Source organism: Variovorax sp. Varisp36 (genome assembly GCF_047304235.1).
In the GTDB taxonomy this organism is placed as follows: domain Bacteria; phylum Pseudomonadota; class Gammaproteobacteria; order Burkholderiales; family Burkholderiaceae_C; genus Variovorax.
This window is the reverse complement of the sequence record NZ_JBGLYU010000001.1, coordinates 153833-179569: the sequence shown is the minus strand read 5'-3', so window position 1 is coordinate 179569 and position 25737 is coordinate 153833. Positions and strand designations below refer to the sequence as shown.

27 protein-coding genes are annotated in these 25737 nt (G+C 68.2%); 16 read left to right on the top strand and 11 right to left on the bottom strand.

The window, feature by feature from the left end; genetic code table 11:
- The first annotated feature begins 110 nt into the window (after positions 1 to 110).
- The 14 genes from ACCD11_RS00915 to ACCD11_RS00850 all read left to right on the top strand — a co-directional run bounded on the left by ACCD11_RS00915 (position 111) and on the right by ACCD11_RS00850 (position 15320).
- Positions 111 to 3599, top strand: coding sequence for a response regulator (locus ACCD11_RS00915; protein ID WP_413311764.1), 3489 nt, complete (start codon positions 111 to 113; stop codon positions 3597 to 3599).
- On the top strand, positions 3596 to 4465 hold the full coding sequence (locus ACCD11_RS00910; RefSeq protein ID WP_413311763.1) for a CheR family methyltransferase: 870 nt from the start codon (positions 3596 to 3598) through the stop codon (positions 4463 to 4465). Before ACCD11_RS00915 ends, ACCD11_RS00910 begins: the two co-directional genes overlap by 4 nt.
- The gene (locus ACCD11_RS00905) at positions 4462 to 5067 is read left to right on the top strand and encodes a chemotaxis protein CheB (protein WP_413311761.1); all 606 of its coding nucleotides are present in this window, start codon (positions 4462 to 4464) and stop codon (positions 5065 to 5067) included. Before ACCD11_RS00910 ends, ACCD11_RS00905 begins: the two co-directional genes overlap by 4 nt.
- On the top strand, positions 5057 to 6271 hold the full coding sequence (locus tag ACCD11_RS00900; RefSeq protein ID WP_007832193.1) for a hybrid sensor histidine kinase/response regulator: 1215 nt from the start codon (positions 5057 to 5059) through the stop codon (positions 6269 to 6271). The genes ACCD11_RS00905 and ACCD11_RS00900 overlap by 11 nt, the downstream gene beginning before the upstream one ends.
- A 16-nt stretch (positions 6272 to 6287) precedes the next feature.
- Positions 6288 to 6644, top strand: coding sequence for a response regulator (locus ACCD11_RS00895; protein WP_413311758.1), 357 nt, complete (start codon positions 6288 to 6290; stop codon positions 6642 to 6644).
- Positions 6645 to 6717: 73 nt separating this feature from the next.
- Positions 6718 to 7449: a FadR/GntR family transcriptional regulator gene (locus ACCD11_RS00890; protein ID WP_007832199.1), complete on the top strand. Its 732-nt coding sequence runs from the start codon at positions 6718 to 6720 to the stop codon at positions 7447 to 7449.
- A gap of 58 nt (positions 7450 to 7507) precedes the next feature.
- Complete coding sequence (locus tag ACCD11_RS00885) at positions 7508 to 8353, top strand: substrate-binding periplasmic protein (protein ID WP_413311756.1); 846 nt, start codon at positions 7508 to 7510, stop codon at positions 8351 to 8353.
- Positions 8354 to 8387: 34 nt separating this feature from the next.
- Positions 8388 to 9239 (top strand): transporter substrate-binding domain-containing protein, encoded by an 852-nt coding sequence (locus ACCD11_RS00880; RefSeq protein ID WP_413311754.1) that lies wholly within the window; start codon positions 8388 to 8390, stop codon positions 9237 to 9239.
- 108 nt (positions 9240 to 9347) lie between these two features.
- Positions 9348 to 10385 carry an L-idonate 5-dehydrogenase gene (locus ACCD11_RS00875; protein WP_413311752.1) on the top strand — a complete coding sequence of 346 codons (1038 nt, stop codon included), beginning with the start codon at positions 9348 to 9350 and terminating at the stop codon, positions 10383 to 10385.
- A gap of 46 nt (positions 10386 to 10431) precedes the next feature.
- Positions 10432 to 11097: an amino acid ABC transporter permease gene (locus tag ACCD11_RS00870; protein ID WP_007832206.1), complete on the top strand. Its 666-nt coding sequence runs from the start codon at positions 10432 to 10434 to the stop codon at positions 11095 to 11097.
- 13 nt (positions 11098 to 11110) lie between these two features.
- Positions 11111 to 11770 carry an amino acid ABC transporter permease gene (locus ACCD11_RS00865; RefSeq protein WP_413311751.1) on the top strand — a complete coding sequence of 220 codons (660 nt, stop codon included), beginning with the start codon at positions 11111 to 11113 and terminating at the stop codon, positions 11768 to 11770.
- Positions 11767 to 12558, top strand: coding sequence for an amino acid ABC transporter ATP-binding protein (locus ACCD11_RS00860; protein WP_082572215.1), 792 nt, complete (start codon positions 11767 to 11769; stop codon positions 12556 to 12558). The genes ACCD11_RS00865 and ACCD11_RS00860 overlap by 4 nt, the downstream gene beginning before the upstream one ends.
- A gap of 27 nt (positions 12559 to 12585) precedes the next feature.
- The gene (gene manD, locus ACCD11_RS00855) at positions 12586 to 13797 is read left to right on the top strand and encodes a D-mannonate dehydratase ManD (RefSeq protein ID WP_413311749.1); all 1212 of its coding nucleotides are present in this window, start codon (positions 12586 to 12588) and stop codon (positions 13795 to 13797) included.
- Positions 13798 to 13811: 14 nt separating this feature from the next.
- Positions 13812 to 15320: a mannitol dehydrogenase family protein gene (locus tag ACCD11_RS00850; protein ID WP_413311747.1), complete on the top strand. Its 1509-nt coding sequence runs from the start codon at positions 13812 to 13814 to the stop codon at positions 15318 to 15320.
- Positions 15321 to 15342: 22 nt separating this feature from the next.
- Here the strand turns inward: ACCD11_RS00850 and ACCD11_RS00845 are convergent, their stop codons facing one another.
- A complete protein-coding gene (locus ACCD11_RS00845; RefSeq protein ID WP_413311746.1) occupies positions 15343 to 15717 on the bottom strand; it encodes a hypothetical protein in 375 nt (124 codons plus the stop codon).
- Positions 15718 to 15972: 255 nt separating this feature from the next.
- Positions 15973 to 16920, bottom strand: a complete 948-nt coding sequence (locus tag ACCD11_RS00840) for an adenylate/guanylate cyclase domain-containing protein (RefSeq protein ID WP_007832214.1) — start codon at positions 16918 to 16920, stop codon at positions 15973 to 15975.
- A 339-nt stretch (positions 16921 to 17259) separates the two neighbouring features.
- On the opposite strand from ACCD11_RS00840, the gene ACCD11_RS00835 reads away from it, so the two are divergent.
- Positions 17260 to 17595, top strand: coding sequence for a hypothetical protein (locus tag ACCD11_RS00835; protein ID WP_007832215.1), 336 nt, complete (start codon positions 17260 to 17262; stop codon positions 17593 to 17595).
- Positions 17596 to 17654: 59 nt separating this feature from the next.
- Here the strand turns inward: ACCD11_RS00835 and ACCD11_RS00830 are convergent, their stop codons facing one another.
- The 8 genes from ACCD11_RS00830 to ACCD11_RS00795 all read right to left on the bottom strand — a co-directional run bounded on the left by ACCD11_RS00830 (position 17655) and on the right by ACCD11_RS00795 (position 24080).
- Positions 17655 to 18623, bottom strand: a complete 969-nt coding sequence (locus ACCD11_RS00830) for an LD-carboxypeptidase (protein WP_007832216.1) — start codon at positions 18621 to 18623, stop codon at positions 17655 to 17657.
- Positions 18620 to 19738, bottom strand: a complete 1119-nt coding sequence (gene tadA, locus ACCD11_RS00825; RefSeq protein ID WP_413311743.1) for a tRNA adenosine(34) deaminase TadA — start codon at positions 19736 to 19738, stop codon at positions 18620 to 18622. Before tadA ends, ACCD11_RS00830 begins: the two co-directional genes overlap by 4 nt.
- The gene (locus tag ACCD11_RS00820; RefSeq protein WP_413311741.1) at positions 19728 to 19949 is read right to left on the bottom strand and encodes a hypothetical protein; all 222 of its coding nucleotides are present in this window, start codon (positions 19947 to 19949) and stop codon (positions 19728 to 19730) included. The genes tadA and ACCD11_RS00820 overlap by 11 nt, the downstream gene beginning before the upstream one ends.
- A gap of 1 nt (position 19950) precedes the next feature.
- The gene (locus ACCD11_RS00815) at positions 19951 to 20595 is read right to left on the bottom strand and encodes an FMN-binding negative transcriptional regulator (RefSeq protein ID WP_413311740.1); all 645 of its coding nucleotides are present in this window, start codon (positions 20593 to 20595) and stop codon (positions 19951 to 19953) included.
- A 45-nt stretch (positions 20596 to 20640) separates the two neighbouring features.
- Positions 20641 to 21339, bottom strand: coding sequence for an ankyrin repeat domain-containing protein (locus ACCD11_RS00810; protein ID WP_007832220.1), 699 nt, complete (start codon positions 21337 to 21339; stop codon positions 20641 to 20643).
- Positions 21339 to 21848: a GlcG/HbpS family heme-binding protein gene (locus tag ACCD11_RS00805; RefSeq protein WP_007832221.1), complete on the bottom strand. Its 510-nt coding sequence runs from the start codon at positions 21846 to 21848 to the stop codon at positions 21339 to 21341. The genes ACCD11_RS00810 and ACCD11_RS00805 overlap by 1 nt, the downstream gene beginning before the upstream one ends.
- 118 nt (positions 21849 to 21966) lie before the next feature.
- Positions 21967 to 22605, bottom strand: coding sequence for a response regulator transcription factor (locus ACCD11_RS00800; protein WP_007832222.1), 639 nt, complete (start codon positions 22603 to 22605; stop codon positions 21967 to 21969).
- Complete coding sequence (locus tag ACCD11_RS00795) at positions 22602 to 24080, bottom strand: sensor histidine kinase (protein ID WP_413311738.1); 1479 nt, start codon at positions 24078 to 24080, stop codon at positions 22602 to 22604. Before ACCD11_RS00795 ends, ACCD11_RS00800 begins: the two co-directional genes overlap by 4 nt.
- 62 nt (positions 24081 to 24142) lie before the next feature.
- On the opposite strand from ACCD11_RS00795, the gene ACCD11_RS00790 reads away from it, so the two are divergent.
- A complete protein-coding gene (locus ACCD11_RS00790) occupies positions 24143 to 25225 on the top strand; it encodes a DUF72 domain-containing protein (protein WP_413311736.1) in 1083 nt (360 codons plus the stop codon).
- Here ACCD11_RS00790 and ACCD11_RS00785 read toward each other — a convergent pair.
- A complete protein-coding gene (locus tag ACCD11_RS00785; protein ID WP_413311734.1) occupies positions 25222 to 25716 on the bottom strand; it encodes a RidA family protein in 495 nt (164 codons plus the stop codon). The two genes, ACCD11_RS00790 and ACCD11_RS00785, sit on opposite strands and share 4 nt — an antisense overlap.
- Positions 25717 to 25737: the final 21 nt, after the last annotated feature.

Below are 25737 nucleotides of genomic sequence, written 5' to 3'. Positions count from 1 at the left end.
CCGACGATGAGGCTTCCTCGCGCACGTCAAAATTGCGACGGGTCCTTCTCCGACAGGGCTCCCCCGATTTATCGGCAAGACTCGATAGGTTTTGCTTACAAATGCGCCTGATGAAAACTCCCACCGCGATCGACCCCGACGACTTCGAGCGTCTGCTGAGCCGCAACCTCAAGCTCCCGCTGATCGGCGGCGTGTTCGGTGCGGTGGTGTTCGTCGGGCTGATCCTCTTCCTGCTGTCGACCATCGGCTGGGTCGAGCACACCGACCGCGTCACCCGTGTCGCCAGCGAGCTGCAGCACCAGAGCGTCGACATGGAGACCGGCATGCGCGGCTTCCTTCTCACAGGCGACGACGCCTTCCTGGAGCCCTACCAGAGCGCCCTGCCCCGCATCAACGGCGACACGGCCACGCTGCGCAAGCTGGTGTCGGACAACCGCCAGCAGGTGGAACGCGTCGACCGCATCGCCGCCATCCAGAGCAACTGGAACGAGCTGGCCGCCCAGCTGATCGCCGCGCGCCGTGCCGGCCCGGCCCCTCAGCTCGAGGTGCGCCTGGGCCAGGACAAGCGGCTGGCCGACGCCATGCGCGCCGAGTTCACGGCGTTCATGGAAACCGAGCAGGCCCTGCGCTTCCAGCGCAACAACGACGCCAACCGCACCGCATGGTGGGTGGTCGGCCTGTTCCTCTTGTTCACGCTGGTCATCACCGGGCTGGCGGCCTACTTCGGGCGGCGCCAGCTGGTGCTGCTGTCCGACAGCTACGACGTGGTGCTGAAGGAGCAGGCCGAGCACGCGGACAGGCTCGCCCAGGAGGCCTGGCTGCGCAGCGCACAGACCGAGCTCGTGGGAGAGCTGGTAGGCGAACTCAGCGCACCGGACATGGGCCGCAAGATCCTCGCGTTCTTCTCGCGCTACCTGGGCACGTCGGTCGGCGCGATGTATGTGCGCGAGCGCCACGGTCCGCTGCGTCGGGCGGCGAGCTATGGCTTTTCGAGCTCGGCCGAGGCGATGCCGCAGGTCTTTTCCCCCACCGAGAGCCTGGTGGGCCAGGCCGCGGCCGAGCGGCGCCGCATGCTGCTCGACCCGGTCGATGCCGACTACCTGAAGGTCAATTCGGGCCTGGGCGAGATGTCGCCCAAGGCCGTGCTGCTGGTGCCCGTTGCCAGCGCCGGCATGGTCAACGGCGTGGTCGAGCTCGGCCTGCCCGGCACGCTGGACGAGCGCGGCAGCCAGCTGATCGACACGGTGGCCGACGACATCGGCAGCTCGCTGGCGGCGGCGCGCTACCGCGAGCAGCTGCAGGACGTTCTTGCCCAGACCCAGCAGCTCAACGAGGAACTTCAGGTGCAGCAGGAAGAACTGCGCACCGCCAACGAAGAGCTCGAAGAACAGTCGCGCGCCCTGCATGCCTCGCAGGCCATGCTGGAGAACCAGCAGGCCGAACTGGAGCAGACCAACAGCCAGCTCTCCGAACGCACCGAGGCGCTGGACCAGCGCAACACCGCGCTGCGCCGCGTGCAGCGCGACCTGGAGGACCGCGCCGACGAGCTGCAGCGCGCCAGCCGCTACAAGTCGGAGTTCCTCGCCAACATGTCGCACGAGCTGCGCACGCCGCTCAACAGCGCGCTCATCCTCGCCAAGCTGCTGGGCGACAACCCGCAGGGCAACCTCACGCTGGAGCAGGTGAAGTTCGCGGAGTCGATCTACTCGTCGGGCAACGACCTGCTGGTGCTGATCAACGACATCCTCGACATCGCGAAGGTCGAGGCCGGCAAGCTCGAAGTGGTGCCCGAAGACGTCGCACTCGCCAAGCTGGCCCGCAGCCTGGAGAGCACCTTCGGCCCGCTGGCGATGCAGAAGAACCTGGGCTTCCGGCTCGAGGTGCGGCCCGACGCGCCGGCCTCGCTGGTCACCGACCGGCACCGGGTCGAGCAGATCCTCAAGAACCTGCTGTCGAACGCGCTCAAGTTCACCGACAGCGGCGAAGTGGCGCTGGTCGTTTCGCCGACATCGGACGGTGGCGCCGCCTTCGCGGTCTCCGACTCGGGCATCGGCATCGATGCGCAGCAGCACGAGCTGATCTTCGAGGCCTTCCGCCAGGCCGACGGCACCACCAGCCGGCGCTACGGCGGCACCGGGCTGGGCCTGTCGATCTCGCGCGACCTCACGCAGCTGCTGGGCGGCACGCTCACGGTGCAGAGCGAGCCGGGCCGGGGCAGCACCTTCACGCTGCAACTGCCGGCGAAGGCGCCGCAGGCTTCGCCGGGGCTGCCGCAACAGTCGTCGTCGGTCTACACGCCCCGGCCTGCACCTGCACCGTCCGTGCCTTCCGCTGCGCCGCCGGCGCCAAAGCCCCCTCCCCCGGTGCCCGCACCGCAGTTCGCCGACGACCGCAGCCTCCCGCGCGACCAGGTGCGCCGCGTGCTCGTGATCGAGGACGAGCCGCAGTTCGCGCACATCCTCTACGACCTGGCGCACGAGCTGGGCTACCGCTGCCTGGTGGCGCATGGCGCGGCCGACGGCTTCGAGCTGGCCACGCAGTTCCTGCCCGACGCGATCCTGCTCGACATGCGCCTGCCCGACAGCACCGGGCTCGGCCTGCTGCAGCGGCTGAAAGACTCGCCGCACACGCGCCACATTCCGATCCACGTGGTGTCCGCCGCCGAGAACGCGCAGAGCGCGGCGCTGCAGATGGGCGCCATCGGCTATGCGCTGAAGCCGGCCACGCGCGACGAGCTGAGGAAGGTGTTCGGCCGGCTGGAGGAAAAGCTCACGCAGAAGGTCAAGGTCGTGCTGCTGGTGGAAGACGACGAGCTGCAGCGCGAGAGCGTCATCCGGCTCATCGGCGACGAGGACATCGAGATCGTTGCCGTCGGCTCCGGCGAGGAAGCGCTGGAGCTGCTGCGCACCCGCGTGTTCGACTGCATGATCACCGACCTGAAGCTGCCCGACATGCAGGGCAGCGAGCTGCTCAAGGCCATGGCAGCTGAAGAGATCGTGTCGTTCCCGCCGGTCATCGTCTACACCGGGCGCAACCTTACGCGCGACGAAGAAGCCGAGCTGCAGCGCTATTCGCGCTCGATCATCATCAAGGGCGCCCGCTCGCCGGAGCGCCTGCTCGACGAGGTGACGCTGTTCCTGCACAAGGTGGAGGCAGAGCTGTCCAGCGAGCGCCGGGGCATGCTGAAGACGGCGCGCGGGCGCGACCGCATCTTCGAGGGCCGCACCATCCTGCTGGTGGATGACGACGTGCGCAACATCTTCGCGCTGACCAGCGCGCTGGAGCAACGCGGCGCCATCGTGGAGATCGGCCGCAACGGCCGCGAGGCGCTGGAGCGGCTCGACCAGGTCAGCGAGATCGACCTCGTGCTGATGGACGTGATGATGCCGGAGATGGACGGCCTCGAAGCCACGCGCCGCCTGCGCGGCGACCCGCGCTTCGAGAAGATGCCGGTGATCGCCATCACCGCCAAGGCCACCAAGGACGACCGCGAGCAATGCCTGGCTGCCGGCGCCAACGACTACCTCGCCAAGCCGGTGGACCTGGAACGCCTGTTCTCGCTGCTGCGCGTGTGGATGCCGAAGATGGAGCGCCTGTGACCACACGCCCCGGCACATCGCAGGCTGCGCAGACGCCGCCGCTGCACCCGCTGAGCGACACGGAGATCGAGCTGCGCCTGCTGATGGAAGCCATTTACCTGAAGTACAGCTACGACTTCCGCAACTACACCGTGGCCTCGCAGAAGCGCCGCGTGCTGCATGCGCTCGAGCAACTCGGGCTGCCGAGCATCTCGGCGCTGCAGGAACGGGTGCTGCGCGAGCCATTGCTGTTCGGCCGGCTGCTGCAGTTCCTGACGATCCCGGTGAGCGAGATGTTCCGCGACCCGGCCTACTTCCTGGCCTTGCGCGAGCATGTGGTGCCGATCCTGCACACCTACCCTTCCGTCAAGGTCTGGGTGGCGGGTTGCAGCACGGGCGAGGAAGTGTTCTCGCTGGCCATCCTGCTGCGCGAGGAAGGCCTGCTCTCGCGCACGCAGATCTACGCCACCGACATCAACCCCGCTTCGCTGGAGAAGGCGCGGCTGGGCATCTTTCCGCTGGAGGCGATCCGCGGCTACACCGCAAACTATCAGCGCGCGGGCGGACGCAGCGCGTTCTCCGACTACTACACCGCCGCCTACGACGCCGCGCGCTTCGACCCTTCGCTGTGCGCCGACGTGATCTTTGCCGACCACAGCCTGGCCACCGACAGCGTGTTCGCCGAAACCCAGCTGGTGTCGTGCCGCAACGTGCTGATCTACTTCAACCGGGAGCTGCAGGACAGGGCGCTGGGCCTGTTCCACGAGTCGCTGTCGCATCGCGGCTTTCTCGGGCTGGGCTCGAAGGAAAGCATCGACTTCTCGGGCTACTCCAACCGTTTCGACACGCATGCGCGTGCCGAGCGCATCTACCGCAAGGCCACATGAACCGCCACCTTCGCTCACCCGTTCGCAAGCGCGTGGACGCCGTGGTGCTCGGCGCCTCGGCCGGCGGCATCGATGCGCTCTCCGCGCTGCTGCACGGCCTGCCCGCTGGTTGGCATATTCCGATGGCGGTGGTCCTTCACCTGCCCGAGGGGCACGAGAGCCACCTCGCCGAGATCTTCGCGCAGCGCCTGCCTATTCCGGTGCACGAGGCCGCCGACAAGATGCCGCTGGCGGCCGGCAGCCTTTACTTCGCGCCGCCCGGCTATCACCTGTCGATCGAGCGCGAGCGCACCTTCTCGCTGAGCTGCGAGCCGCCGGTGCTGTTCTCGCGGCCGTCCATCGACGTGCTGATGGCCTCCGCCGCCGACGCCTACGGCCCTGCCCTCGCCGGCTTTCTGCTGACCGGCGCGAACGAAGACGGCGCCGAGGGCCTGCGCCGCATCCATCTGGCCGGTGGACTTACCGCCGTCCAGGAACCGAAAGAAGCACAGATTCCCACCATGCCCCAAGCCGCCATAGCGCGCCACGCTCCCGACTACGTGCTTCCCCTGCGCGAACTGCGCAACTTGCTGCTTCAACTGGAGGCCGCCCATGAACATTGACGTCCAGAGCAAGCTGCTCATCGTCGATGACCTGCCGGAAAACCTGCTGGCGCTGGAGGCGCTGATCCGCGCGCCGGGGCGCATCGTGTACCGCGCCGCCTCGGCCGACGCCGCTCTCGCGCTGCTGCTGGAGCATGAATTCGCGCTCGCCATCGTCGATGTGCAGATGCCGGGCATGAACGGCTTCGAGCTGGCCGAGCTGATGCGCGGCACCGAGCGCACGCGGCACATTCCCATCATCTTCGTGAGCGCGGCCGGGCGCGAGCTGAACTACGCCTTCCAGGGCTACGAGAGCGGCGCGGTCGACTTCCTGCACAAGCCGCTGGACCCGCATGCGGTGGTCAGCAAGGTGCACGTGTTCGTCGACCTGTACCGGCACCGCAAGGCGCTGCGGCACGAGATGGAATCGCTCGCTGCCGCGCACCGCAAGCAGGAAGAGCTGGTGCAGCAGCTTCAGCAGACGCAGCACGAACTGGAGCGCGCTGTGCGCATGCGCGACGACTTCATGTCGATGGTGTCGCACGAGCTGCGCACGCCGCTCAACACGCTGTACCTCGAGGCGCAGCTGCGGCAGCTGCACCTGTCCAAGGGCAATCTCGCCAACTTTGCGCCCGAGCGGCTGCCCGCGATGATCGAGCGCGACCAGCGGCAGATCCGCAACATGGTGCGGCTGATCGACGACATGCTCGACGTCACGCGCATGCGGCGCGACGCGCTGTCGATCAAGACCGAGCCGGTCGACCTGGCCGCGCTGGCGCGCGCAGTGGTGGAGAACCTGCGCCAGCAGGCCGAAGCCGCGGGCTCGGCCATCACGCTGATTGCGCCCGCCGAACTGCACGGCGTGTGGGACGAGTTCCGCATCGAACAGGTGCTGACCAACCTGCTGACCAATGCCCTGCGCTACGGCGGCGGCAAGCCGGTCGAGATGGTGGTGCAGCAGATGGGAGGCACCGCCCGGGTGGCCGTGCGCGACCAGGGCATCGGCATTGCGCCCGAAGACCAGGAGCGCATCTTCAAGCAGTTCGAGCGCACCAAGGACAGCCGCAAGCACGCGGCCGGGCTGGGCCTGGGCCTGTACATCACGCACAAGATCGTGAGCCTGCATGGCGGACAGATCGGAGTGGAAAGCGCGCCGGGCGAAGGCTCGCGCTTCGTGGTCGACCTGCCGCTCGAGCCGCCGGCCATACTTCCCTCTTCAACCTGAAGGAAAGAAACCCCTCGTGAACGTGCTGATCGTCGACGACAACAAGGCAGCGGCCGACCTGCTACAGGAACTGCTGGGCCTGTTCGGCCACACCGCGCGCTGCACCTACACGGCGCAGCAGGCGCTGGACACGGCCGCCGCCGAGAGCTTCGATGCCGCGCTCATCGACCTCACGCTGCCCGATTTCCCGGGCACCGAGGTGGCGCGGCGGCTGCGCGCCAGCACCACCCAAGGCACGCCGAAGCTGTTGATCGCGATCTCGGGTTTTTCGGCGGAGGACACGGGCGGCGAGGCGGCCGAAGGGCTGTTCGACCACCACCTGCAGAAGCCGATCGACATCGACAGGCTCGGCGGCCTCCTGGCGCAGGGCTGAGCGCGGCCGGCAGCCGGCTAGTGGTAAACCACTATCGGTAAATTGGTGAACCACTTTTAGACTGGCTCACCACATGGCGACCATTCACGAACTCCCCCGCCTGCCTGCGACCGAGCCGGATTCCGACCGCTCCTACCAGAAGCTCGCGGCCAGCATCGCCGCCCTCATCACCGAAGGCGAATTCAAGGTGGGCGACCGCCTGCCATCCGAGCGCGCACTGGCCGACCGCTTCGGCGTGAGCCGCACGCTGGTGCGCGAGGCCATCATCGTGCTGGAGATCCAGGGCAACGTCGAAGTGCGCGGCGGCTCGGGCATCTATGTCTGTGCGCCGGCACCCGGTGCAGTGGCGCCGGCCTCGGCCTACACCCTGTCGCCCGGTCCGGGCCCCTTCGAGCTGCTGCGCGCGCGCTGCCTGATCGAGGCCGAGATCGCGGCGGTGGCCGCCGAGAGCCGCAAGGACAGCGACCTCGACCGCATCTACAGCGCGCTGGCCGAGATGCGCGAGAACATGCACGACAAGGAGGCCAACGAGGCGGCCGACCGCCTGTTCCACCTGCGCATTGCCGAGTCGACCGGCAACAGCGTGCTGCTGCAGATGGTGACCGCGGTGTGGGACCACACCAAGGCCCCGATCTGGTCGCAGCTGGAGGCCCACTTTCATACCCCGGCGTTGCGCCGCGCGTCACAGGACGATCACCAGCGCGTGTTCACCGCCCTGCTGGAGCGCGATGCAGACGCGGCCCGCAAGGCCATGCGCGCGCACATCGAGCGCGTGATCAGCGAATTCGCGCAAGCCTGGCGCTGAGCAGGCACCCGGCGTCCGGCCTGCCGGCCGGCGCCACCCGAACCACGGAGACAAGACCATGAGATCCACCGTCCTTCGGCGATGCCGCATCGCCGCGCATTGCTTCGCCCTGACATTGCTGGCCGCTACCGCGGGTGGCGCGTCCGCCCAGCCGGCGCCCGGCGCCAGTCCACGCATCGACGCCATCCGCAAGGCCGGCGAACTGCGCGTGGGCGTGCTGCAGAACGCCCCCTGGCTGATGGAAAACACCACCGGCCAGGGCGAACCGTGGAGCGGCCCGGCCTGGCTGCTGGCCACCGAATATGCGCGGCAGCTCGGCGTGAAGCTGCGCACCGTGCCGGTGTCGCACGAAACCAAGGTGCCGGTGCTCGCGGCCAACCAGGTCGACATGACCATCAGCCCCCTGGGCGAAACGCCCGAGCGGCTCAAGGTGGTCGACTTCGTCATCTACTCCGCCACCAGCGTGTGCATGTTCGGTCGCGCCGACAACGCGAAGCTGGCCAAGGCCGCCTCTGTGGACGACCTCAACCAGCCCGACGTGACGATCGCCTATTTCACCGGCGGCGCCGAGGAAGGCTGGGTCAAGGAGCGCTTCCCGAAGGCGAAGCTGCGCGCCGTCGCCAGTTCGGGCGCCACCGCCCCCATCGAGGAAATCATGGCGCGCCGCGCCGACGCCGCGCCGATCAACCGCGTGCCATGGGTCGGCCTGCAGCAGAAGGTCAAGGGACTGGCCGTGCTGCCGAAGGACAACAACTGCCAGTCGAGCACCGAGAAGGCCTCGCCCGTCGGGCTCGCGGTGGACAAGAACCAGCCGGCGTACCTGAACTGGCTGCGCGAGGTCGCCAAGGCGCAGAAGGCGCGCCTGGACGCGGACGAGGCCCGCATCGTCGGCACGCTCAAGTGAGCATGAATCCCAGCAACATCAGGAGACAGACAGCATGACGAAGATCAAGACCTTCCTGGCGCGCGCATCGCGCGGTGCCGTGTTCGCTGCAGCACTCGCGGCCCTGGGCTCGACGGCCCTGGCGCAGACCCCGCCCGCGCCGGGTGCCAGCCCCCGCATCGACGCCATCCGCAAGGCCGGCGTGCTGCGCGTCGGCGTGGTCAACAACCCGCCCTGGCTGGTGCAGAACACCAGCGGCGACGGCGAAGACTGGGCCGGCCCGTCGTGGATGCTGGGCAAGGAATTCGCCAAGCTGCTCGGCGTGAAGATGATGCCGGTGGCGGTGAGCCACGAAACCAAGGTGCCGGCGCTGGTGGCCAACCAGATGGACATCATGATCGGCCCGCTGAACCAGACGGCCGAGCGCGCGAAGATCATCGACTTCGTCACCTTCTCCAGCACCGGCGTGTGCATGTTCGGACGCGCCGACAACCCGAAGTTCACCGGCGCGAAGACGCTCGAGGACTTCAACAGGCCCGAAGTCACCATCGCCTATTTCTCGGGTGCCGGCGAAGAGCCGCTGGTGCGCCAGCAGTTCCCGAAGGCCAAGCTGCGCGGGGTGGCCAATTCAGGCTCGGTCGCGCCCATCGAGGAAGTGATGGCCGGGCGCTCCGACGTGGCGCCGCTCAACCGCATGCTGTGGCCCAACATCAGCAAGAAGGTGAAGGGGCTGGCCGCGTTCCCGAAGGAAAACGACTGCCAGGACAGCAAGATCTTCGAGATCCAGTCCGGCATGGGCGTGGCCAAGGAACAGCAGGTGTACCTCGACTGGCTGCGATCGGTGGCGCAGCGCATGCAGCCCGCGCTGACCGCGGAAGAGCGGCGCATGACGCAGAACCTCAAGTAAGTCGAGCGCCTTCGGGCGCTTCCTCCACCTCCCATCGAAGTCTTTCGGGCCGCCGCCATCAGAGTGGCCCGCGGGGACTCCCTTGCCCATCATTTCGAGATCTTCACCATGTTGAATTGCCAGATCCACGGTGCCCGCGACCTGCGCGTGGAAGACGTGCCCACGGAAACGCTCTCGCCCACGCAGGTGCGCGTCGGCGTCAAGGCCGTGGGCATCTGCGGCTCCGACCTGCACTACTACCAGCACGGCCGCGTCGGCGACTTCCTGATCCGCGCCCCGCTCACGCCGGGCCATGAAGCCTCGGGCCAGGTGCTGGAAGTGGGCGCGCAAGTGACCTCGGTGCGCGCCGGCGACCGCGTGGCGCTCAACCCCTCGCGCACCTGCGGCCACTGCCGCTTCTGCCGCATGGGTGCTTCCAACCACTGCGAGAACGTGCACTTCTTCGGCAGCGCGAGCAAGTGGCCCCACATGCAGGGCGCGATGCGCGAGCAGGTGGTGGTGGAAGCGAGCCAGTGCGTGCCCGTACCCGACGGCCTGTCGTTCGAACTGGCCGCCTTCGGCGAGCCGCTGGCGGTGGCGCTGCATGCGGTGCAGGAGGCCGGCTCGCTGCTGGGCAAGACAGTGATGGTGATCGGCACCGGCCCCATCGGGGCCCTGATCCTCATGGCCGCGAAGCTGGCGGGCGCGAGCCGGCTGATCGCAGTGGACATCCAGGACCAGACGCTGGCCGCCTGCACCCGCGTGGGCGCCACGCAGACCATCAACGCCGCGAAGGACCCGGCGGCACTGGACGCGCTGGCCGAGGGCAAGGGCCAGGTCGACGTGAGCTTCGAGGTGTCGGGCAACTACGCAGGGCTGGCCAACTGCATCCGCCTCACGCGCCCGCGCGGCACCGTCGTGCAGGTGGGCACACTCAACGGCAGCAGCGAGGGCTGCCCGTTCAACCAGGTCATGGTGAAGAGCCTCACCTACGTGGGCACCTTCCGCTTCATCGGCGAGTACGCATGGGCGGTCGACTATCTGAGCCGCGGCGTGCTCGACGTGTCGCCGCTGCTGACCGACGCACTGCCGGTGTCGCGCGTGCACGAGGCCTTCGCGCTGGCCGCCGACCGGCAGCGCGCCATGAAGGTGATGGTCACGTTCTGAAGAACGCGCCCGCCCTTCCCTTCATCACCTCACGGGGATTCTTCCCATGAACTTCGATTTCTCGCCGATCGCGGACAACTGGCGCTTCTTCGCCAGCGGCCTGGGCATGACCGTGCTGCTGAGCATCGTCAGCGCGGCCACGAGCCTGCTGGCCGGGCTCGTGATTGCGCTGTTGCGCCTGTACGGCCCGCGCTGGCTGCGGCCGCTGCTGGTCTTCTACATCGACTCGATGCGCGCCATTCCGGTGCTGGTGGTGCTGATCTGGATCTACTTCGCGTTCCCGATCATCGCGAACGTGACCTTCCCGCCCTTCTGGGCGGCGCTGGTCGCGCTCACGCTGCACATCGCGGCCTACGCGGCGGAGGTGATCCGCGCAGGCATCGAGTCGATCCGGCCGGGCCAGACGCGCGCCGCACTGGCGCTGGGCATGTCGCGCGCGCAGATTTTGCGCAAGGTGCTGCTGCCGCAGGCCATCGTGCGGATGCTGCCGGCCTTCGGTTCGATCCTCACCATCGCGATCAAGGACACGGCCATCGCCACCGTGATCGCGGTGCCCGAGCTGATGCACCGCGCCGAAACCGTGGCCGGCCAGAGCTACCGGCCGGTGGAGGTGTTCACCGCGGTGATGGTGGCGTACTTCTGCATCCTGTTTCCCGTCACGCGGGGCGTGGACCGGCTCTATCGCCGCTTCGCGCACCTTGGCCGCTCGTAGGAAAGACACAGCCATGACATTCGATTGGTCCGTGATCTGGACGCACCGCGCCGCGCTGCTCGAAGGCGCCGCCCTCACCGTGGGCCTGACCGTGCTCACGATGCTGCTGGCAGTGCCTGGCGGGATCGTGCTCGCGCTGATGCGCCTGTCGCCCAACAAGCTGCTGCAGTCGGTTTCGCTCGGCTTCGTGGAGTTCTTCCGCAACCTGCCGCTGATCCTCGTCATCTACTGGGCCTTCTACGTGATGCCCATGGCCTTCGACGTGCAGTTCTCGGCCATCACCACCGCGCTCGTGGCGCTGGTGCTGAACGTCGCGGCCTACAACGCCGAGACCTTCCGCGCAGGCATCAACTCGATCCGCAAGGGGCAGATGGAGGCCGCGCTCGCCATGGGCATGTCGCGCCGCCAGGCGATGTTCAAGGTGGTGATCCCGCAGGCCGCGCGCCGCATCCTGCCGGTGATCGCGAGCACCTGGATCTCGCTGTTCAAGGACACCTCGCTGGTCTCGGTCATCGCCGTCAGCGAGCTGGCCTACACCTCGATGCAGATTCGTGCGCAGACCTTCCGCGTACTGGAGATGCTCACCGCCATGGCCGTCATCTACTGGCTCATGGGCTACCCGCAAGCCAAGCTGGTGGACTGGATCCACCGCAAATACGGAGTCAAGGAATGAACGCAACCACCCCAACCGCTCTTTCCCCGGCGCGCAAGAATGCCGACCAGCCGCCCGTGCTGGTGTACGAGAACGTCCGCAAGCTGTACGGCGACTTCGTGGCGCTGCGCGGCGTGTCGCTGCAGGTGCACAAGGGCGAGGTGATGTGCCTGATCGGTCCCTCGGGCTCGGGCAAGTCCACGCTGCTTCGCTGCACCAACGCGCTGGAGACCATCGACGGCGGGCGCGTGCTGGTCGACGGCGTGGCGCTGCCCTCGCAGGAGTCGCAGGTGCGCAAGGTGCGCCAGCGCATGGGCATGGTGTTCCAGAGCTTCGAGCTGTTCCCGCACAAGTCGGCGCTCGACAACGTGGCGATGGGCCCGGTCACAGTGCTGGGCATGCCCGAGGACAAGGCCCGCGCCCGCGCGATGGTGCTGCTGGAAAAGGTGGGCCTGGCGAACAAGGCCGGCAACTTCCCGGCCAACCTCTCGGGCGGCCAGCAGCAGCGCGTGGCCATTGCCCGCGCGCTGGCGATGGAGCCCGAGGTGATGCTGTTCGACGAGCCCACCTCGGCGCTCGACCCCGAGACCGTCGGCGAAGTGCTGAGCGTGATGCAGAAGCTCGCGCAGGAAGGCATGACCATGATCGTGGTGACGCACGAGATGGGCTTCGCGCGGCGCGTGGCCGACTGGGTGGTGGTGTTCGAAGCCGGCGCCATCATCGAACAGGGCCCGCCCACGCAGATCTTCGACAACCCGACGGTGGAGCGCACCCGCGACTTCCTCGGTCACCTCGGCTGGAACGGCTGAACCACTCACCCCCTGAAGCCACGCATCATGAAAATCACCAACGCGCGCGTCATCGTCTGCAGCCCCGGGCGCAACTTCGTCACCCTCAAGATCGAAACCGACGAGGGCCTCACCGGCATCGGCGATGCCACGCTCAACGGACGCGAGCTGGCCGTGGCGGCCTACCTCACCGAGCACGTCATTCCCTGCCTGATCGGGCGCGACGCGCAGCAGATCGAGGACATCTGGCAATACCTCTACAAGGGCGCCTACTGGCGCCGCGGCCCGGTCACCATGACCGCCATCGCCGCGGTCGACACCGCGCTGTGGGACATCAAGGCCAAGGCCGCGAACATGCCGCTGTACCAGCTGCTCGGCGGCAAGAGCCGCACCGGCGTGATGGTGTACGGCCACGCCAACGGCCGCGACATCGAACAGACGGTGGACGAGGTGCTTCGCTACAGGGACGAAGGCTACCTGGCCATCCGCGCGCAAAGCGGCGTGCCGGGCCTGGAAAAGGTGTACGGCGTGGGCCGCGGCACCATGTTCTACGAGCCGGCCGACGCTGACCTGCCCAGCGAGCACGACTGGTCGACCGCCAAGTACCTGGAGCACACGCCGAAGCTCTTCGACGCAGTGCGTAGCGCCGTGGGCCCCGACATCCACCTGCTGCACGACGTGCACCATCGCCTGACGCCCATCGAGGCCGGGCGGCTGGGCAAGTCGCTCGAACCCTTCAACCTGTTCTGGATGGAAGACGCCACGCCGGCCGAGAACCAGGAAGCCTTCAGGCTCATCCGCCAGCACACGACCACGCCGCTGGCCGTGGGTGAGATCTTCAACAGCATCTGGGACTGCAAGGACCTGATCGAAAACCAGCTGATCGACTTCATCCGCACCACGGTGGTCCACGCGGGCGGCATCACCCAGCTGCGCCGCATCGCCGACCTGGCTTCGCTCTACCAGGTGCGCACCGGCTGCCATGGCGCGACCGACCTGTCGCCGGCCTGCATGGGCGCGGCGCTGCACTTCGACATGTGGGTGCCCAACTTCGGCATCCAGGAATACATGCGCCACACCGATGAAACCGATGCAGTGTTCCCTCATGCCTACAGCTTCGCCAACGGCATGCTGCATCCAGGCGAGGCACCGGGCCATGGCGTGGACATCGACGAGAAGCTCGCCGCCAAGTACCCGTACCAGCGCGCCTACCTGCCGGTGAACCGGCTTCAGCACGACGGCACGCTGTGGAACTGGTGAACGGGGAAAGCGCCATGGCACGTCTGCATCCCGGCACCCTGCCCTCGCTGCCCGCCGACGTGGCAAAACCGCGCTATGTGCGCGATGCGCTGCAGGCCGGCATCGTCCACCTCGGCGTGGGCGCCTTCCATCGCGCGCACCTTGCGGTCGTCAACGAGGCCGCGCTGCATGCCAGCGGCGACCTGCGCTGGGGCGCGGTGGGCGTGTCGCTGCGCGCGGCCGATACGCGCGATGCGCTGCAGCCGCAAGGCGGCCTCTACACGCTGGCACTGCGCGATGCGGCCGACGACGGCAGCCCGCGCGAGGCGCTGCAGGTGGTGGGCAACCTGCTCGACGTGCTCGTGGCGCCGGAAGACCCGCTGGCCGTGCTCGAACGCCTCGCCCATCCGGACACGCGCATCGTCACCCTGACGATCACCGAGAAGGGCTACCACCACGACCCGGCCACCGGCGCGCTGCGGCTGGACGACGCCGGCATCGTGCACGACCTCGCGCACCCGCAAGCGCCGCGCACGATGCCCGGCTTCGTCGTGCACGCGCTGAACCTGCGCCGCCGGCGCGGGCTGCCGCCCGTGACGCTGCTGTCCTGCGACAACCTGCCCGCGAACGGCGACACGCTGCGCGGCATCGTGCTGGCCTTTGCGCAGCAGGTCGACGGCGCATTGCACGGCTGGATCGGGGCGCACTGCACCTTCCCCAATTCGATGGTCGATCGCATCGTGCCGCGCACCACCGACGCCGATCGCGAACGCATCTCCGCGCGCCTCGGCGCCGAAGATGCATGGCCGGTGATCGGCGAGCCCTTTCTCGAATGGGTGGTGGAAGACCGCTTCGCCAACGGGCGCCCCGGCTGGGCCGCGGGAGGCGCGCGCTTCGTCGAGCATGCGGAACCCTTCGAGCGGCTGAAGCTGCGCATGGTCAACGGCAGCCATTCGGCGCTCGCCTACCTGGGTACGATGGCGGGCTTTCGCACGGTGGACCGCGCGATGGCGGAGCCGGCCTTGCGCAACTTCATCGATGCGTTGATGCGCGAAGAGATCGCCCCCACGCTGCCGGCCATGCAGGGCCTCGACCTGGACAGCTATCGCGCGCGGCTGCTGCAGCGCTTCTCGAATCCCGCGCTACAGCACCAGACGAAGCAGATCGCAATGGACGGCTCGCAGAAGCTGCCGCAGCGCCTGCTCGGCACCGTGCGCGACCGGCTCGCTGCCGGACAGCCCATCGACCGGCTCGCGCTCGCCATCGCCGCATGGATTCACTACCTGCGCGGCGTGGACGAGACCGGTGCCACGCACGACATACAAGACCCTCTCGCCGAAGCACTGGCCCACCGGCTCGTGCAAGCCGACGCGGCACCGTCGGTGCAGGAGCGCGTTGCCTTCTTCGCGGGGTTCGCGCCAGTCTTCGGCGAGCTCGGCGGTGAACCGCGCTTCGTCGCGGCAGTGGCGCGCCAACTGGCCGTGCTCGAGACGCGCGGCGTGCTTGGCGCCCTGGCCGTCTTCGACACGACGGCCAGCGGCTGACGTCCGGCTCTGCGGCGGCGCCTCAACGCTTCTTGCGGCGCCCCTTGTAGGCGGGCATGGCCTCGTAGCGATAAACCCGGAATCCGTCCTTCTGCATGAAGCTGACCGGCTCCCAGCCGCGTGCCAGCGCGCAGTCGGTGATCTGCGCCATCTGCACGCCCAGGTAGTCCTGCAGGCTGTCGGCCACAGCGAGTTCGAATTTCTTCAGTTCGCGGTCCAGCGATTCCACCGCCGCAATGGCGGCCTCGACGCGGGTGAAGGGACGCACATGCGTCATCCCCTTGCTGCTCGCCGCAGTGCGCTCCTTCGCGGGATGTTCCGCGCTGAAATTCACGCTGGCTCCGCCTTCCATGCCGTTGAGGCCACCGATGGCACCCATGCTGCTCATTGCGTTCATGCCACGACCCGGCTCGCGCAGCCGGCCTCGAACTGTTCCACCATGTTCCTCGCTCCTACGGCGTTTCAGCGCCGGTCGAGCGATACAAGGCAAGCAGCATGCCCTGCGAAAAACTGCTGGCGGGCATCCAAAAACCAGCGCCTTCGCCGCACAAATGTGTACTTGCGTGACTTTTTGGTCACTTCCCAAAACAAAATTGGCATGCCAGTGTGCATGCCATGCTTCATCAAGCCCTGAGGCAGCGGCCGCGCAGCGTCAACGCGCGATCTCCCGGCGCGACAGCATCACGTCGCCGCTGTTGGTGTTGAAGGCGATGGTCGGCGCGCTGACATCGCTGAGCGGCGCGCCCAGCCCGATCTCTCCGCGCCCGTGCAGCACGCATTCCTCGCGCCGCAGGGCGATCTCGGTGCTCGGTCCGCCGTTGCCATGGAAGCGCACCCAGGTGCCATAGGTGCTGACGTCGATCAGCACACAGCTGCCCTGTCGCAACTCGATGCGCGCATGCAGCCGCGAGACGCGGGGATCGTTGACCACGAACTGGGCGTCATTGACGCGCCCGAGATGGATCGGGAGTTCTTCGGTACGGAACATCGAACGAACGTCGAGCCAGGCCAGTTCGATCTGGCCGAACGTGGAGTCCGGCATCCGCAGCGGAGCGAGCGCCGCAGGCACGGTGAGGAAGCTCGTCACCTCCTCCTGCCAATCGATACGGTGCACCACGGACATCTCGCTGCGGCCGCGGATGTTGATGAGGCCCAGGTCGCGGTGTTGCACCGTGCCTTCGCGCAATTGCGAGATGACCGCGTCAGTCACCCAGATCTGGCCGGGACCGGCCAGGTCGCTCAGGCGCGAGGCCAGGTTGACGGCGTCGCCGTAGCAGTCGCCCTCGACCTCGACCACCTCGCCGCTGGCCACGCCGATCTGCAGCGCCATGCGCAACGGCACAGGCCACGCGAGCAGCCGCTTCTGGTGATAGCGCTGCAGCTCGACGACAGCGTGCGTGGCGGCTGCACCACTGGAGAAGATGGCGAACACGCCGTCTCCGAGCGACTTCACCACTCGGCCGCCATGCGCCTGGCACACGCCGCCGATCCATTGCGTCAGCCGCGTCACGGTTTCCGTGGCCCGCGCATTCCCCATGGCCTCGAAGACTCTCGTACTCCCCGTCAAGTCCGCGAATACGACTGTGGAATTGACACCCATATTGTTGTGATTCTCGATTTTTCTATCGCAGGTTGTGAACGTTCAGGCTCTCTACCTTCCTCCGCAAACAGCTCTCCTGGCTATATCCATCGCGCACAAAAAGAAACGGCGTGCGCTCTCTTCGTGTTGACCACTGGGTATACCCCGTTGGGCACGGAGCAGACATACCAAGGGTCTTTTGGCCGCTTGTAGTACTTTTGAAAACAAAACACAACGACGGCGAAAAACACTAAGCCAAGGGTGTTGTTTACAAACAAGAAACATCGTTTCAGATCTTGTGGAACTCCTGACTGAGGCTTAAGGTAGCGGCCGTCCTGGCTTCCCACACGCATCCCGTCCATGCTTCTCCGCCTCCTTCGCCTGCTGAACGTACCCGGCTCCGGATCCCGCCAGGCGACGGAGAGCCAGCTGGGGCGCATTCGCACTGCGATGCTGTCGGTGCTCCAGGGCCATGGCGGCCACTCGGTGCAGCGCGTCAGCCAACGCGTGCGCTTCGCGGCCGACGTCGAGGCACTCTGGTACCTGCGACAGGACGTGATGATGGCGCTGAGCGCCATCGATGGCGAAACCGCCGCCCGCCGCCAGATGAAAGCCATCAACAGCATGTTCAAGGGCGGATTGCCGGGCTCGATGGGGCCTCGTGCGCACCAGCGCTTTACCAGCAACAACAGCTGAAGCTGCGGCGGCCCTTCGGGGCCGTTTTTCTTTTTTCGATTTCTTCTCCCTGCCCGTGGTCAATGGGCGTGTTGATGATCATGTTCGTGGTGGTGCCCGTGCGCCGACGCGTGCAAGTGGCCCCAGACGAGGAAGACGTCGCGCCCTTGCGCCGCCATCGACACCTTCGCGCCCACCGGCAGCAGCACCTTCGTGGGCACGTGGCCGAACGGCAGGCCCGCCAGCACCGGCACCTTGAGCGAAGCGCGCAGCCGGTCGATCACCGTGTCCAGGCCAAAGCCGCGGTCGTAGCCCGGCACCTTGCGGATACCCGTGAACTGCCCGAACACGATGGCACGCTGGCGCGCCAGCACGCCGGCCATCTTCAACTGGTCGAGCATGCGTTCGATGCGGTACGGATGCTCGTTGGTGTCCTCGATGAAGAGCACTCCCTTGTCGACCGCGGGAAAGTATGGCGTGCCAAGCAGGCTGGCCAGCACGCAGAGGTTGCCACCCCACAGCACCGCGTCCTGCACCGGCTTGAACTTCAGGTCGGCATCGCGCGCCGGCATGCGCCAGCCGGTGCCTTCGCCCTGCCCGCTCACGAGGTCGTCGAAGCAGGCTTCCATGATGTCGTCAGGACCGGCCTCGGCGCCGAAGTCTTCGCCGAGCGCAGGGCCCGACCAGCTCACGGCGCCGGTCTTGACCAGCAGCGCGCTCTGCAGCGCGGTGAAGTCGCTGCAGCCGACGAACTCGGTGCCCTTGCCGATCGCCTTGGCCACGGCCTTGTAGGGAATGGCATCCAGGATGCGCGTGAGGCCGTAGCCGCCGCGCGCGATGAGCGCGACGTCGGCACCGCTTGCTGCGGCGCGCGAAATCGCGGCGAGCCGCGTGGCGTCGTCGCCCGCGAAGCGTTGGTACGCCGAGAGTGCCGCCTCGTCGATTTCGACTTCATGGCCCAGCGCCTGGAGCCGCTTGACGCCGCGCCGGAACGCGGCCTTGTCGCGGACCGCGCTGGCGGGGGAATAGATATAGATGTGTTTGCTCACGTGTTCGAGTATCCCATTGCGTTTCGCGCCTGCAGCACGAACGTTCGAGCTTGCGCCGGCGCAGGTCCCGAGGACGTGGCGATGGGGCCGAGCGCGCGCAGCGCGGCTTCGTAGCCCCGATCGGGGAAAGGTGCGCGCCATGCGCCCCCGATTTGCTCGCCGCCGTCGGGCACGAGCAGCATCGCCGCGAAACGGCCGGGCGCCGCGGCCTGCAGCAGCGCGGCCAGGTCGGTCGCGGCCGCGCTGTGCGCAAGCACCATCGCGCCGGGCTGCATGCGATCCAGCCATTCGAGCAGCACGTCGCGGTGCCATTCAAGGCGATGCGGCGCTTCGCGCTTGGGCTTGTCGCTCTTGCCGAAACCGATCAGGTCGGGCACGAGCGTGCGCAGCCCGGGCAGGCCCACGAGCTGCCGGAAGAAGTAGCCCCATTCGCCCGGGCCGTGCAGGCACAGGCAGCAGGCTGCTTCGCCTTCACCGCCTTCACCGCCTTCATCGACGTAGTGCATGCGCCAGCCCTGCTGGCTCGGCAGGTCCTGCACGTAGTGCGGCGCGAAGGCGTAGCCGGCCAGCGCGTCGAAGCGTTCCTGCGGCGTGCGCAGCGCGTCGTCGCGCAAGGGTTCGGCCTGCGCGCGCGCGGCGCTCCGGCGCTGCTGGAAGAAGGCCTGCAGCACCGCGGCGCACTCCTGCGCCAGCACCCCGCCCTGCACCAGCGTGCGATGGTTCAGCCGAGGTTCGGCGAAGAGATCGAGCACCGAACCGGCTGCACCGGTCTTGGGATCGGTCGCGCCGTACACGACGCGCGCCAGCCGCGAATGCAGCATTGCCCCCGAGCACATCGCGCACGGTTCCAGCGTGACGAACAGCTCGCAGCCATCGAGCCGGTAGTTGCCGAGCGCTGCGGCACCGGCGCGCAACGCGTTGATCTCGGCATGCGCGCTCGGATCGTGCTGTGCGACCGGCGTGTTGCGGCCTGTCGCGATCAGCTGGCCGTCCTTGACCAGCACAGCGCCGACGGGCACTTCGCCTGCCTCGGCGGCAAGCTGCGCCTCGGCGAGCGCGAGCGCCATCCAGTGCGCGTCGCCCGGCATCGGCGCGGGAATGGCCTCAGTTGTCATCCGGCATCTGGCGCGCCTTGGTCGCCGCGTCGAGCGCTTCCTTGACCTGCCGCTGCACCTGTTGCGCATTCACAGGCGCTTCGCCTGCTGGTGCAGCAACGCCGGGTACGGCCGGCCGCGAAGAAGAAGCCATGCTCGTCATCTGCTTCTTCGCAACCAGCCCGGCGATCACGAGTGCCAGCACGAGGCCGATGAGTCCGAGTCCGCGCATCTCAGCGTTCCTGCGCCACGGGCGCATCGGCCGTCATGCCGAGCCGGCCCATCCACACGGCAAGCGCCTGCTCGTCCGGCGTGCCCGCGCTGTAGACCGCGTGCATCGCGGCATGCGACTCGCGGCGGTGCTGGTTGAGCTTGACCTTGCATTGCAGCGCCGTCACGCGCAACTCGAAGCCCGTGATGCCGGCCAGCATCTTGAGCTGGAATTCCTCGCCCAGGTCGCGCCACTGCTGCGCATAGGCGGGCTCGTGGTCGCCGATGAGTTTCTTGAGCAGCGCGTCCTTGTCCGCGGACTCCTCGATCAGCCGGGCCTCGACGGTGCAGTGCACGGCCAGGTAGTTCCAGGTCGGCACGCGGGCCAGGTCAGGGTACACCGAAGGTGACAGGTACGAATGCGGACCGAGGAAGGTGACGACCGCCTTGGGGCGCGCCTGCAGGTAGCGCCAGTGAGGATTGGGCTTGGCGCAATGCCCCAGCAGCACCAGTTCGTCGCCTCCGCGCGGCTCGGCCACGAGCGGCAGGTGCGTGACGTACGGCAACCCGTCGTCGTCGTTCGAGATCAGGCTCGCGAACGGGTGCGAGCGCATCAGCTCCAGCGCGATGGCCGGGTCCTTGGCATTGAACTGCGGGGGCATGTACATGGGCGTTTTTCCTCGTGGCGAGGCCCGATTGTCCCCGAGCCGCCCCTATCTTGTACGCGGCGCCTCCAGCAGTTTCACCATCGCGGTGTAGCCGCGCGCCTTGGCCAGCTGCAGCGGCGTGTTCCCCTGGCGGTCGGTCAGCTTGAGGCTGGCGCCGGCATCGATCAGCGCGGCCAGCGTGCGCTGATGGCGCGGGCCGCCGTCGCCGAGCACGATGGATTCGATCACGGCCGTCCAGTGCAGGTTGTTGACGTGGTCGAGCGGCGCACCCGCGGCGATCAGCCGCCGCACCACCTCGTCGTGCCCGAGGTGCGCGGCCGCGATCAGCGCGGTGCCGTCGTAGCGGCTCGTGGTCTGCCCGGCCTTGGCGCCGAGCGACAGCAGCAGGGAAAGCGTCGGCGTGTCATCGGCCACCGACGCGATGGTGACGGCGTCGTAGCGGTCGTCGTCGAGCAGGTCGAGGTTGGCGCCGGCCTTGGCCAGCAGCTTGATCGCCTCGCGCTGCCGCGCATGCGTGGCAACATGCAGCGGCGTGCGGCCGCGCGTGTCGCGCGCATCGAGGTTGGCGCCCGCGGCGGCCAGCGCCTTCAGCTTCTGCAGGTCGCCATGCCATGCAGCCTGGTGCAGTCCCTCGTAGGCCAGCACCTCCGCTGCCAGCGGCGGCACCTGGGCGAGCGCGCTGATCGGCACGCCCAACCCGAGCGCGATCGCCAGCACACCCGGCCAGATGCCGCGCGCCTTCATCAGAGCAGGCCCTTGACCTTTTCCAGCGCCGCGTTGGCGCACTGGTCGTCGAGATGGCCGCCGGGTGCGCCGCCCACACCGACCGCGCCGATCACTTCATTGCCCGACTTGACCGGCACGCCGCCGCCCAGCAGCAGGAAGCCCGGCAGATAGACCAGATTGGCCGCACCTGCGTTCTTCTGCGCGCCTTCCATCATGGCCTGCGTCGGGCTCTTGGCCGAGGCCGAGGTCCAGGCCTTGCGCTCGCTCGAAGCCAGCGTGTGCGGGCCAGCGTTGTCGGCGCGCTGCACGGCACGCACGGTGCCGGCGCGGTCGACCACGGTGGCCGCCACGTTGTAGCCGTTGGCCGCGCAGGCGGCCACGGCTTCGGCCGCGATCTGGTTGGCCAGCGCGAGCGAGATGTTCTTTTCGGTGCGCACGGCCGAAGCCGCGGGTGCGGGCGTCTGGGCCTGGACCGCGGAAGCGGCAAGCAGAACGGCGAGGCCGCCGAGGCGAAGGATGGAATGCATTGTTCGTTTTCTCCAGTGGATGCGGGTGGTTGCGCCGGCTGTTGCCGACGGCTGCGCCACTGTAGAAAACCCGGCGCGCAACGGCCATTCGTACGGCTACGCGCGGTGCTCCGTAGTTCTACGGAGCGCTGTCCACCAGCACGGCGTAGCGCCGGATCAATTGCGCGAGCGAATCGCAGCCGAGCTTGGCGAACAGGTTGGCGCGGTGCGTCTCGACCGTGCGCGGCGACAGCGCGAGCGTGCGCGCGATCTCCTTGTTGGTCAGCCCCTGCACGATGAAGGCGAGCACCTCGCGCTCGCGCTCCGACAGCTGAGCCACCCGCTCGCGCGCGGCGTTGTCCGCCTGCGAGCGTTCGCGCGAGCGCACGTGCTGCCGCACGGCCTGCTGCAGCGCTTCGAGCAATTGCTCGTCGTCCACCGGCTTTTCGAGAAACTCGGCCGCGCCGGCCTTGAAGGCGCGGCGGCACATCTCGACCGTGCCGTGGCCGGTCAGCATGATCACGGGCTGGTCGACGCCCTGCGCCACCAGACGGTCGAGCACCGTCAGGCCACTGATACCGGGCATGCGCACGTCGAGCACGATGGCGCCGACACTCGCGCGGTCGAACCCGTCGATAAAGGCCTGCGGGTCGGCCCAGGCCTGAACGCGCAGGCCGACCGTACCGATCAGCAGCGACAGGCTGTCGCGCACCGCCTGGTCGTCGTCGATCAGGTGGACCAGCGGAGATTGCGGTGGATGGATGCTCGGCGTGTTCATGGGGACGGTGCGACCAGCGGCAGCAAAAGAGTGAAGCGCGCGCCGCGCGGCGAGGCGTTGGCTGCGCTCAGGCTGCCGCCCATGCCGCTGGCCAGGGTTTCGCTGAGGCTCAGGCCGAGGCCCAGTCCGCCTTCGCGCGTGCTGAAAAAGGGCTCGAAGAGGCGCGGCAGGGCCTCGGGGGCGATGCCGCGTCCGTTGTCGGTCACGGTCAGCACGCCCTCCTGCCCATTGCGGCCGACCGAGACGACGAGGCGCCGCTCGGCCGCCGGCACGAGCTCGAGCGCCTGAAGCGCGTTCATCAGCAGGTTGTGCACGATCTGCTCGAGGGCCACGGCCTCGGCCTGCACGCGCACCGGCGCCTGCGCGGCGGCGTCGAACTGCGCGTTGATCGTGTGCTTCGCGAACTCCGGCGCCAGCAGGTGCATGGCGCTGCGCACCACCTCCTGCAGCACCAGCGGCTTCGCGTCGCCCGCGGCCTCTGGACGCTCGATGACGCGGCGCAGGCGTCCCACCACGCTGGCCGCGCGGCGCGCCTGCTCGACGGCCTGCCCCATCGCGTCGCGCGCCGTGGCCAGGTCCGGTGGCTCGTCGCCGAGCAAACGGCGCGCGGCCTGCACGTTGGCCAGCACCGCCGTGAGGGGCTGGTTGAGTTCGTGCGCCAGCCCGGCAGACAGTTCGCCCAGCGCATTGAGCCGCGCGACCTGCCCGAGCCGCAGCAGCTCTTCGGCCCGCCGCCGCGCCACGCGCTGGCGCTGCGCGGCCCACAGGCCCACCAGCAGCGCAGCCGCGGCCACGGCCCAGCCAGCGATGCCGCGCCACGGCAGCTCGCCCCATCCCACCTGCCGCTCGGCCACGAGCTCGAAGGGCTGGCTCGGCGAGGCCAGCGCCTTGGTCAGCCCGAAACGCCATCCGTTCGTGGCCGGTGCACCGGGTTGCAGCACGAGTTGCTGCCCGTCGCGCTGCAGGCTCACCCTCACGGGGCTGCGCTGCGGGTTCATCGGCCAGTCGCGCCACGGCACGGAGCCGGCCAGGTCGATGTCGAGTGCGTAGCTGAACGGCGTGGCGCCGATGACGAGCACATAGCGGCCATGAGCCAGGTCGAGCGCGGCCAGTTCGGGGCGCTGCAGGCTACGCGAACGCGCCTCGGCCGCGGCCAGTGCGCCGGCCTGCGCGCCGTCTGCCCAGGGCTCGTCGCGGTCGCGCCGCTGCACGCGCAGGATGGACGAATACACCGAAGGCAGGCGCTGCTCCGGATGGTCCGCGCCGGTGCTGGGCTCCAGCAGCGCGAGCGTGGCCAGCACGGCGTCGTACTGCACCATCTGCTGGCTCATGAGCCGGTGCGCGATGCGCACATCGGTCTCGAAGTCCTGGTGCACCTGCGCCAGTTCGGCGCGCGCGAGCCACACCGCGCCAGCGGCGGTGAGCACCAGCCATGCCAGCCACCAACCACCCTGCGTGCGCAACCACTGTTTCATGGCGCGGATTGTGCCCGGCGCGGCGAGCCTGTCCGGGGTTGGCCGAGAATGCGGGCCCAGACATGGCTGACGTACAGGACTCTCTTTTTCCCGATCTTCCGCGCCCTGAAGAGGCGTCAGCGGCCGCGCCGGCGCCCGCCAAGGCGGAAGCCGAACCGCCCGCGAAGAAGAAATCGCGCACCGGCACGGTCGAGCCCGCCCCCACCGATCCGGCACTGGTCGAGCTGGCCGCTGCGCTGCCGCCCAAGCTGCGGCTCGGCACCTCGTCGTGGAGCTATCCGGGCTGGGCCAACCTGGTTTGGGATGGCGAATATGCCGAGACCGTGCTGTCGAAGAACGGCCTCTCCGCGCTGGCGAAGCACCCGCTGTTTCGCACCGTGAGCCTGGACCGCAATTTCTACCGCGCCCTCACCGCCAGCCAGTACGCACGCTACGCGGCAATGGTGCCGGACGACTTCCGCTTCGTGGTGAAGGCGCCGAGCCTCGTGACCGACGCCACCGTGCGCGACGAAAGCGGCCGCGGCATGCAGGCCAACCCCGTGTTCCTCAGCGCCGAGATCGCGCGGCAGGAGTTCGTGCTGCCCGCGCTCGAAGGGCTGGGCCATCGCATCGGCGCGCTGGTGTTCCAGCTGAGCCCGATTCCCGGCCACCTGCTGGCCGACCAGCCCACGCTGCTGGCGCGCATCGCCGAGATGCTCGACTCGCTGCCCGACCTCGCATCGGTCGCGCCCGATGCGGTGATCGCCGTCGAAGTGCGCGACCCGCAGCTGCTGAACCCCGCCTTCGCCGAGATGCTGCGCAGCGTGCGTGCCACCTTCTGCATGGGCCTGCACGCCAAGATGCCCCCCATCGAGGAGCAGTTGCCGATGCTGCGTGCGCTGTGGCCCGGTCCGCTGGTGTGCCGCTGGAACCTGCACCGCCGCCATGGCCGCTTCGGCTACGAGGACGCAGAAAAGCTCTACGGCCCCTTCGACAAGATCGTCGATCCCGATCCCGAGACGCGCGCGGCGCTGGCCAAGGTGATCGCGGGAACCACGCGCGCGGGCCAGAACGCTTTCGTCACCGTGAGCAACAACGCAGAAGGCTGCGCGCCGCTGACCATCGCCCAACTGGCACGCGACCTCATCGGCCTGCCGTCGCGCTAGCCGATGTACTGCTTGGCGGCGACCGTCATCTCGACTTCGACCGTCGCATTCTTCGGCAGTGCATACACGCCGACCGCCGTGCGCACGTGCACGCCGGCCTCGCCGAACACACGGTGCAAGAGGTCGGAAGCGGCATCGGCCACTTCGCTCTGCAGCGTGAAGTCGGCCGTGCATTGCACGAACACGCCCACGCGCAAGACCTTCTCGATGGCATCGAGCGAACCGAAGGCCCTGCGCAGCAGCGCCAGGCTGCGCAGCGTGCAGATCTGCGCGCCTTCGCGGGCCTTGTCGAGCGACACTGTGTCGCCGACGCGGCCGGTGACCACCACCGTGGTGCCCACGCGCGGCACCTGGCCGCTGAGGTAGACCGTGCGGCCGTCGCGCACGAGCGGCACGTAGTGGCCGCCGGCAATGATCTCGCCGTCGAAGCTGTGGCCCAGCTCCGCGGCAATCTGGTCGGCGATCTGGTCCCGGGTCTTTTCTGCTGTCATGGCGCTTCCGTGAAAGGGAGG